Here is an 8240-nt window from a genome sequence, read left to right as displayed (position 1 = left end):
CACGGCCGCCGTCGCCGCCGTCCGGCCCGCCGAACGGAACGAATTTTTCGCGGCGCATCGACGCGCTGCCATCGCCTCCGTCGCCGGCGATGACCTCGATTCTCGCTTCGTCAATGAACTTCATGTGTCGCTCCGTCCCTTGGTTATTGCTATTTTGCCGCGCGACGCTCACGTTCAACAATCGGCCATTCGGCCAGGTCGTCGCACGCCGCGCCGTATGCGACGATTTGAGAGCTCGCCAGCGAGCCAATAGAAAAGGCCCCGCCAACTTCGCGGGGCCTTTGTACCGGTCCTGAAGCCCGTGCCTGATTACACTCAGGCCGCTGCCGGGATCACGTTGACCGTTTGCTTCTTGCCGACGCCCTTGATCGTGAACCTGACGTGGCCATCAACCAGCGCGAACAGCGTGTGATCCTTGCCGATACCGACATTGTCACCGGGGTGCATGCGCGTGCCGCGCTGACGAACGATGATGCCGCCGGCGAGGATCGCCTGACCGCCGTAGACCTTCACGCCGAGGCGCTTCGACTCGGAGTCGCGGCCATTCCGGGAAGAGCCGCCTGCCTTTTTGTGTGCCATGTGATTACTCCTTGCCCGCTGCGCTTACGCGTTGATCGCGTCGATACGCAGTTCGGTGTAGTTCTGGCGGTGGCCGCCATGCTTTTGGTAGTGCTTCCGGCGACGCATCTTGAAGATGGTCACTTTGGCGTGACGACCGTGCGACACAACGGTGGCCTTGACGGAAGCCCCACTGACCAGCGGCGTACCGAACTTAATCGATTCGCCTTCGCCCACTGCGAGAACCTGGTCGAGCGTGATTTCTGCGTCAATGTCAGCCGGTATCTGTTCTACTTTAAGTTTTTCGCCAACGGCAACCTTGTACTGCTTGCCGCCGGTTTTTATGACCGCGTACATTGAGAACCTCACTCTTCAGTAATTCCTAGACACACTGCGCGTCTGGAAACCCTCGATTATACATGGAGTTAGCTTCGAGGTCAAAAGACGTGCAAGTCTGTCGCGCAACTGCTGCCAGCCCCGTCAGACGGGCCTGACAGTCATGCGATTGGCATACCGTCAGCATCCATGCGGCCCGCCGGGCAACGCGGAAATAGAGGGAGCCATCAGCCGGGCGGCGGGGCAGCGTCCGGCATCGAGCCGATTCGCCTTATAATCCGCGGCACTACCCATACTTGCCATCATGTCGTCCACCGCCACCCCATCCCCCAGCGCAGCCACATTGCTCGCCCCCGTTGCCAGTGACATGGAGCAGGTGAATCGTGTCATCCGGCAGAGCCTGGCGTCCGAGGTGATGCTGATCAACCAGATCTCCGAGTACATCATCGGCGCGGGCGGCAAGCGGCTGCGCCCGGCGCTCCTGCTGCTCGTGGCCGGCGCGCTCGGTGACCGCGGCACGGACCGCCATGTACTTGCAGCCGTCGTCGAGTTCATCCATACGGCCACGTTGCTGCACGACGACGTCGTCGACGAGTCCGATCTGCGGCGCGGCCGCCAGACGGCCAATGCACTCTTCGGCAACGCCGCCAGTGTGCTGGTGGGCGATTATCTGTACTCGCGCTCGTTCGAGATGATGGTGGGCGTAGGCAAGATGCGCGTGATGGAGATCCTCTCGGCGGCCACGACGATCATCTCCGAAGGCGAGGTCCTGCAACTGCTGAACATGCACGACGCCGATGTGGACACCGACCGCTACATGCAGGTGATCCGCTACAAGACCGCCAAGCTCTTCGAAGCCGCGGCGCAGCTCGGCGCGGTGCTTTCGGGGGCGGATGCGCGCGTGGAGGAAGCGGCGGCCGAGTACGGCAGGCGCATCGGCACGGCGTTCCAGATCATGGACGATTGGCTCGACTACACCGGCACGCCCGAGTCGATGGGCAAGAATGCCGGCGACGACCTGCGCGAAGGCAAGCCCACGCTGCCGCTCATCTGGCTGATCGAGCACGGCACGGCGGCGGAGGCGGCGCTCGCGCGCGAAGCCATCGAGCAAGGCGGCACGACGCGCTTCGACGAAATCTTTGCGGCGATCACGCGCTCGGGCGCGCTCGACCATACGCTGCAATGCGCGAAGGCAGAAGCCCAAGCCGCCGCCAAAGCAATTTCGACGTTCCCCTCTTCCATTTACAAAGATAGCCTGCTAGAATTATGTTCTTACTCGACGGCGCGCCAGTCTTGAAGAAGACAAAGCGTGTTAAATAGTCTAGTAGGAGTCAAGCAGTAAATTCGGGGTGTAGCTTAGCCTGGTAGAGCGCTACGTTCGGGACGTAGAGGCCGGAGGTTCGAATCCTCTCACCCCGACCAGAATTTCGGAAAAACCGCGCATGCATTGCGCGGTTTTTTTTCGCCTGTACGATTCCTCTTTCCATCAAGGCTCGTGCGGTCACTGTCCTTGTCCGGACGGCCAGCCGCCCTGGATCTGCAGTACCCCTCTGATATAGTTTCCCCATCCGCCCCCTCACTTTCTCGACGCGTGGACCACCTTCCCTTATGGGCGCAGATTTGCGCCGTCTTCGTCCTGCTCATTTGCTCGAGTTTCTTCTCCATCTCCGAAACGGCGATGATGGCGCTCAATCGCCATCGGCTCAAATACCTCGCCAATCACGGCACGCTTGGCGCCAAGACCACGCAGAAGCTGCTGGCGCGCACCGACCTGCTGCTTTCGGTGATCCTGATAGGCAATAATCTCTTCAACACGATCATCCCGGTGCTCACCACCTCGATCGCACTGCATACGTTCGGCCACAACAATCTCGTGCTCTCGATCGCAACGGGTATCGTCGCGTTCCTCATCATCGTGTTCGCGGAAATCACGCCGAAGATTGTCGGTGCGACCTTCCCCGAGAAAATCGCGCTGCCAGCGAGCCTGCTGATCGCACCGCTCATGCGCGTGACGAAGCCCGTCATCTGGTTCGTCAATATGTTCGCAAACGCCATCCTGCGCGTGTTGCACATCAATACGAGCAAGGCGCTCGACCAGCGGCTCTCCACCGAGGAACTGCGCACCATCGTGCTCGAGTCGGGCAGCTTCATGCCCACCAAGCACCGCAGCATCCTGCTGAACCTGTTCGATCTGGAGAACATCACCGTCGACGACGTGATGATCCCGCGCCGGCGCATCGAGGCGCTCGATTTCGACGCGCCGCTCGAGGACATCCTGCATCAACTCGAGACCTGCTATCACAACAAGCTGATCGTCTACCAGGGCGACATCGACCGCGTGCTCGGCGTGCTCCACGTGCGTAAAACGCTGGCCGCGCTGCACAACCAGGATTTCGAGCGCGAAACGCTGCGCGAGCTGCTCACGGAGCCGTATTTCGTCCCCACCGGAACGCCCGTGTTCCAGCAGCTTCAGTACTTCCAGGAAAGCCGCCATCGCATCGCGCTCGTCGTGAACGAGTACGGCGAACTGGAAGGGCTCGTCACGCCCGAAGACATCATCGAGGAACTCATCGGCGAATTCACGACTTCGATGCCGCGCAGCGGCACCGGCCGCGGTGGCTGGAACGATGACGGCGAATGTATCGTGCCGGGCAGCATGCCCTTGCGCGAGCTCAATCGCTGGCTTCATATCAAGCTGCCCACCGACGGACCGAAGACGCTCAACGGCCTGATCCTCGAAGTGCTCGAAGAGATTCCCGAAGGCGACATATGTCTGCAGATCGGCGACGTCAAGCTCGAGGTGATGCGCAGCGACGACCAGGCCGTACGCACGGTGAAGCTCTTCAAGCCCGGCGCGAAGCCGCGTGAGGGCACACTGCAAAAGGCGAAAAAGCTGCTGCCGGGACGTTAGCCGTTTGGTCAGGTAGTGGCTTCGCGCACCGCACGCGATGATGAAGCCATCATCTGATCGAGGCGGCTTCGCGCCGGCATGCAATGCTTTCTACTCCTTATCGTTCGGCGTTCCCGTTCGCCGCCATGGCTTCCGAAGGCGGCACGAGCGGCGGGGCACCGGCTCGTGCGAGCGTCGCAGCTTCGGCGGCACCGCATGACGACGCCCCCGCCGTTCGCCTGTTGGCCGACACGTTACGCGAAGCCGCGCGTCGCAACGCCTCCGATCTGCATATCGAGCCCATGGAGCATGGCTGGCGCGTGCGTCTGCGCATCGACGGCGTGCTGCACGAAATGGCGCGGCCGCCCGCACATCTGCGCGATGCATTCGTCACGCGCATCAAGGTACTCGCGCGCATGGACATCGCCGAGCGGCGCATTCCGCAGGATGGGCGCATGCGGCTAGCACCCGCCTCGGCGTCGCAAGCCACCGAGGACTATCGGGTGAATTCGCTGCCCACGCTTCACGGCGAAAAACTCGTATTGCGCAGGCTCGAAACGCTCGCCGCCGATCTTTCCCTCGCGCAACTCGGACTCGACGAGCCCCAGCAACTCACGGTTGCAAAAGCAATAGGCGCGCCGCATGGCCTCGTTCTCGTCACTGGCCCCACCGGCAGCGGCAAGACGCTCTCGCTCTATTGCTTCCTGCAGATGCTCAACGGGACCTCACGCAATCTTTGCTCGGTGGAAGATCCCGCTGAAATCCAGCTTGCGGGTATCAACCAGGTCAACGTGCGCGAGAAGGCCGGGCTCACCTTCGCGGTGGCGCTGCGCGCGCTGCTGCGCCAGGACCCGGATGTGATCATGATCGGAGAGATCCGCGACGAGGAAACCGCCAGCGTCGCCGTCAAGGCCGCGCAGACCGGCCATCTCGTGCTTTCCACCGTGCACACGAACGACGCCAGCGCCGCCTGTGCGCGCCTCATCGACATCGGCGTCGAGCCGTACAACCTGGCGGGTGCGCTCCGGCTCGTTACGGCGCAGCGTCTCGTGCGGCGGCTGTGTCCGCAGTGCCGCGTGCGCGGCGAGCAATCGCACGCTTCGCTGAGCGCGGCGGGATTCGACACGCGCATTGGCAACATCGTGCAGCCCTATGCCGCGCGCGGGTGCGAGGCTTGCCACGGCATCGGCTATCACGGACGCGTGGGCATCCACGAAGTCATGCCGATATCCGAGGCGATGCGCGACCTGATCGTCGAGGGGCGTGGCGCGCACGAGATCGCGCGCGTTGCCCGCACGAGCGGCGTGGCGACCTTGCGCGACGCAGCGCTCGCACGCGTGCGCGACGGCACCACGAGCCTCACGGAAGCGCTCGCCGCCACGGAAGCGCAATGAGTACCGCGCATACTGACCGCGCGCCATCCGAATGGCGCTTCGCGTGGCGGGGGCTCGATGCAACAGGTGCGGCGAAACAAGGCACTTTGATTGCGCTGGATGCCGCTGCAGTGCGCATCGTGCTCAGGCGTGAGCGCATCACCGTTCTCGCCATCGAACGCCGGTCGAGCGCACCCGCGCCCAAGGCGAGCCACGCGGATGTCACGCGTTTCACACGCCAGCTCGCGAGCCTCCTGCGCGCCGGCCTGCCTCTCGCGAACGCGCTCGATCTGCTCGCGCAGGCGCCGGGTCCGCACGGCATGCCCCGGATCGCCGCCGCGCTCGCACACGACATCGCCGGCGGCCTGCGCTTCGCAGATTCGCTCGCGCGGCACCCCGCGCGTTTCAATGCGCTCTATTGCCAGCTCGTCGCGGTGGGCGAAGCATCGGGCGCGCTCGCCGCCGTGCTCGCCCGTCTCGCCGACGACCGCGAGCGCGCTGCCGCGCAACGCGCCAAGGTGCGCGCGGCGCTCACCTACCCCGTCGCGGTCCTGCTGCTCGCGTTCGTCATCACAGCAGCGCTGCTCGTCTGGGTGGTGCCCACGTTCAAACAAATCTTCGACAGCTTCGGCGCCGCACTGCCCGCGCCCACGCAGTTCGTGCTGGCCCTCTCGGCAGGAGCCGCGAGCTTGAGCGCTCCCGTGGCCATCGCCGCTGCCGCGGTCACACTCACCGCGCGTGCCGGATTGCGGCGCTCGGAATCCGCGCGCATCGCATTCGGGCACATGGTGCTAAGGCTGCCGCTTTGCGGCGCGCTGCTGAGCACACTATGCGCGGCCCGTTGGAGCCGCGCGCTCGGCACCTTGCTCGCCGCCGGCACGCCGCTCGCCGACGCCTTCGATTCGCTCGCGCACGCAAGCGGCAATGCCTTCTTCGATCGTGCGAGCGCAGGCATCAGCGCGCGCCTGCGTCACGGCGAACGGCTCGCCGCGGCCATGCGTGCAGCAGGCTGCTTTCCGGCCGACGTGGTCCAGCCTGTCGCGGTCGCGGAGGAATCGGGCGCGCTCGATGCCATGTTGCTCGACGTGGCCTCGCTCGCGGACCGTCAGGTCGACGAAAAGATCGCGCTCGTGTCGAGCCTTTGCGAGCCGCTCGTGATCGTCGTGCTCGGCGCGCTGGTCGGCGGTCTCGTCGTCGCAATGTATCTTCCCATCATTCAACTGGGCAACGTGGTGTAGCATCGCTGCCAGATTCCGGTTTCCTCTCATGCCCGTTCCCTTCCTGTCCGCGCCCGACACCGCCATATCGTTCGCCACCGCGCTTGGCGCCCTGCCTTCCGGCGTGCTGATGGGCTTCGCCATCGTGTTCGGGCTCGTCATTGGCAGCTTTCTGAACGTCGTCGTGCATCGACTGCCAATCATGCTCGAGCGTGCATGGCGCGCCGACGTGGCCGAGGCAACCGGCACTCCCGGCCCGCTCTTCGAGAACGACGGACTGCCCACGCGCTACAACCTCTGGCTGCCGCGCAGTGCGTGCCCGCACTGCGGCCACGCACTGCGCGCCTGGGAGAACATTCCCGTGTTCAGCTGGATCGCACTGCGCGGGCGCTGCTCGGACTGCCACGCGCGCGTAAGCATGCGCTACCCGCTCATCGAACTGGCGAGCGCCGCCTGCGCGGCCGGCGCGCTGATCGTCTTCGGGCCATCGGGCAAAGCGCTCGCCGCCTTCGCGTTGTGCGCCGCGCTCATCGCCGCGAGCGCCATCGATCTCGAGCACCAGATGCTGTACGACGAGATCACGCAGCCGCTGCTGTGGGCCGGCCTCATCGTCAATTTCGCTGGCACATTCGTCGGTCTGCGTGAAGCGGTGATCGGCGCGGTGGCCGGTTATCTGGCGCTTTGGTGCGTGTACTGGATCTTCAAGCTGCTGCGCGGCATAGAGGGCATGGGCCACGGCGACTTCAAGCTGCTTGCCGCGCTCGGCGCCTGGCTTGGCTGGAGCGCGCTACCGCAGATCGTGGTGATCGCCGCGGTGGCCGGCGCGCTCGTCGGCATCGCCGCTACCTTGAGCGGGCGCATGCGGTTCGAGGAGCCTTTGCCGTTCGGCCCGTATCTCGCGGCGGGGGCGCTCGTCACGCTGTTTGCGGGCACACCGCTTTATGGCCTTTTTGCATGGGGGAACTGATCAATGTTCGCGGTCGGATTGACGGGTGGCATCGGTAGTGGCAAGTCCACCGTTGCAGACCTCTTTGCGGCGCACGGCGTGCCGATCGTCGACACCGATCTCATCGCGCATCGCATCACCGCGCCGCACGGCGTCGCGATGGCGCAAATCGCCGCGCAATTCGGCCCCGAATTCGTCGCGGTGGACGGCTCTATGGACCGTGCACGCATGCGCGCGCTCGTATTCGGCGACGAATCCGCGCGCAAGCGGCTCGAGGCCATCACCCATCCGCTGATCCGTTCGGAGACCGAACGTGAGACGCGCGAGGCCCGTGGGCCTTATGTGATCGTTGTCGTGCCGCTGCTCGTCGAATCGGGCACGTGGAAGACGCGCGTCGACCGCGTGCTCGTCGTCGATTGCAGCGTGGAAACGCAGATCGAGCGCGTCAGGCGCCGCAACGGCTTCACGCGCGACCAGGTGCTCGCGATCATCGCGCGACAGGCCACGCGCGACGCGCGCCTCGCAGCGGCCGACAACGTGGTGGTGAACGGCGATGGCGCAACGCTCGAAACGCTCGCTCATGAAGTCGACGCCTTGCACGAGACATACCTGAAGCTCGCTGCAGAGAAAGCCCGCAAGGCGTAAAGCGGGCCACCCGGGCGAACATGCTGGCGCTCAGGAATTCACACCAGAACTCATGAGCGCCTGGTCGGTCGAAGGGGGTCGCGTAACAGCACGCAGGCGAAATTCACGGGACACATCGGCAAAGCGCCAGGCCAGCGCGATTGCGACCGTAGTCCCACGGCATTAGAATGTCCTGCAATCCGTCACCTACCACGCCCGAGGCGAGCGCGCTTGATTCTTTACGAGTATCCCTTCAACGAGCGAATCCGGACGCTGCTGCGCCTCGAGGACCTGTT

The 8240-nt window shown here is 64.4% G+C and carries 8 protein-coding genes, 1 tRNA gene and 1 pseudogene; 7 read left to right on the top strand and 3 right to left on the bottom strand.

Annotation, left to right across the window (positions count from 1 at the left end):
• The 3 genes and pseudogenes from obgE to rplU form a co-directional block, all read right to left on the bottom strand.
• Positions 1-124 (bottom strand): annotated as a pseudogene (gene obgE, locus VMJ11_RS20760) (GTPase ObgE); the annotation flags it as partial.
• Positions 125-315: 191 nt separating this feature from the next.
• A complete protein-coding gene (gene rpmA, locus VMJ11_RS20755) occupies positions 316-579 on the bottom strand; it encodes a 50S ribosomal protein L27 (protein WP_325621283.1) in 264 nt (87 codons plus the stop codon).
• Between the two features lie 24 nt (positions 580-603).
• Positions 604-915 carry a 50S ribosomal protein L21 gene (rplU, locus tag VMJ11_RS20750; protein ID WP_006025184.1) on the bottom strand — a complete coding sequence of 104 codons (312 nt, stop codon included), beginning with the start codon at positions 913-915 and terminating at the stop codon, positions 604-606.
• Positions 916-1198: 283 nt separating this feature from the next.
• On the opposite strand from rplU, the gene VMJ11_RS20745 reads away from it, so the two are divergent.
• From VMJ11_RS20745 to coaE, 7 genes are all read left to right on the top strand, one after another.
• Positions 1199-2191, top strand: a complete 993-nt coding sequence (locus VMJ11_RS20745) for a polyprenyl synthetase family protein (protein ID WP_325621280.1) — start codon at positions 1199-1201, stop codon at positions 2189-2191.
• A gap of 48 nt (positions 2192-2239) precedes the next feature.
• Positions 2240-2316, top strand: a tRNA-Pro gene (locus tag VMJ11_RS20740).
• A 169-nt stretch (positions 2317-2485) separates the two neighbouring features.
• On the top strand, positions 2486-3805 hold the full coding sequence (locus tag VMJ11_RS20735; protein WP_325621278.1) for an HlyC/CorC family transporter: 1320 nt from the start codon (positions 2486-2488) through the stop codon (positions 3803-3805).
• An 83-nt stretch (positions 3806-3888) separates the two neighbouring features.
• Positions 3889-5178 carry a GspE/PulE family protein gene (locus VMJ11_RS20730; protein ID WP_325621277.1) on the top strand — a complete coding sequence of 430 codons (1290 nt, stop codon included), beginning with the start codon at positions 3889-3891 and terminating at the stop codon, positions 5176-5178.
• A complete protein-coding gene (locus VMJ11_RS20725) occupies positions 5175-6395 on the top strand; it encodes a type II secretion system F family protein (RefSeq protein ID WP_325621275.1) in 1221 nt (406 codons plus the stop codon). Before VMJ11_RS20730 ends, VMJ11_RS20725 begins: the two co-directional genes overlap by 4 nt.
• Positions 6396-6423: 28 nt before the next feature.
• Positions 6424-7341 (top strand): A24 family peptidase, encoded by a 918-nt coding sequence (locus VMJ11_RS20720; protein WP_325621273.1) that lies wholly within the window; start codon positions 6424-6426, stop codon positions 7339-7341.
• Between the two features lie 3 nt (positions 7342-7344).
• Entirely contained in the window at positions 7345-7965 is a 621-nt protein-coding gene (gene coaE / locus VMJ11_RS20715; RefSeq protein WP_325621271.1) for a dephospho-CoA kinase, read from the top strand.
• Positions 7966-8240: the final 275 nt, after the last annotated feature.

Source organism: Paraburkholderia sp., from assembly GCF_035501035.1.
In the GTDB taxonomy this organism is placed as follows: domain Bacteria; phylum Pseudomonadota; class Gammaproteobacteria; order Burkholderiales; family Burkholderiaceae; genus Paraburkholderia.
This window is presented reverse-complemented; position numbering and strand designations above follow the sequence as displayed.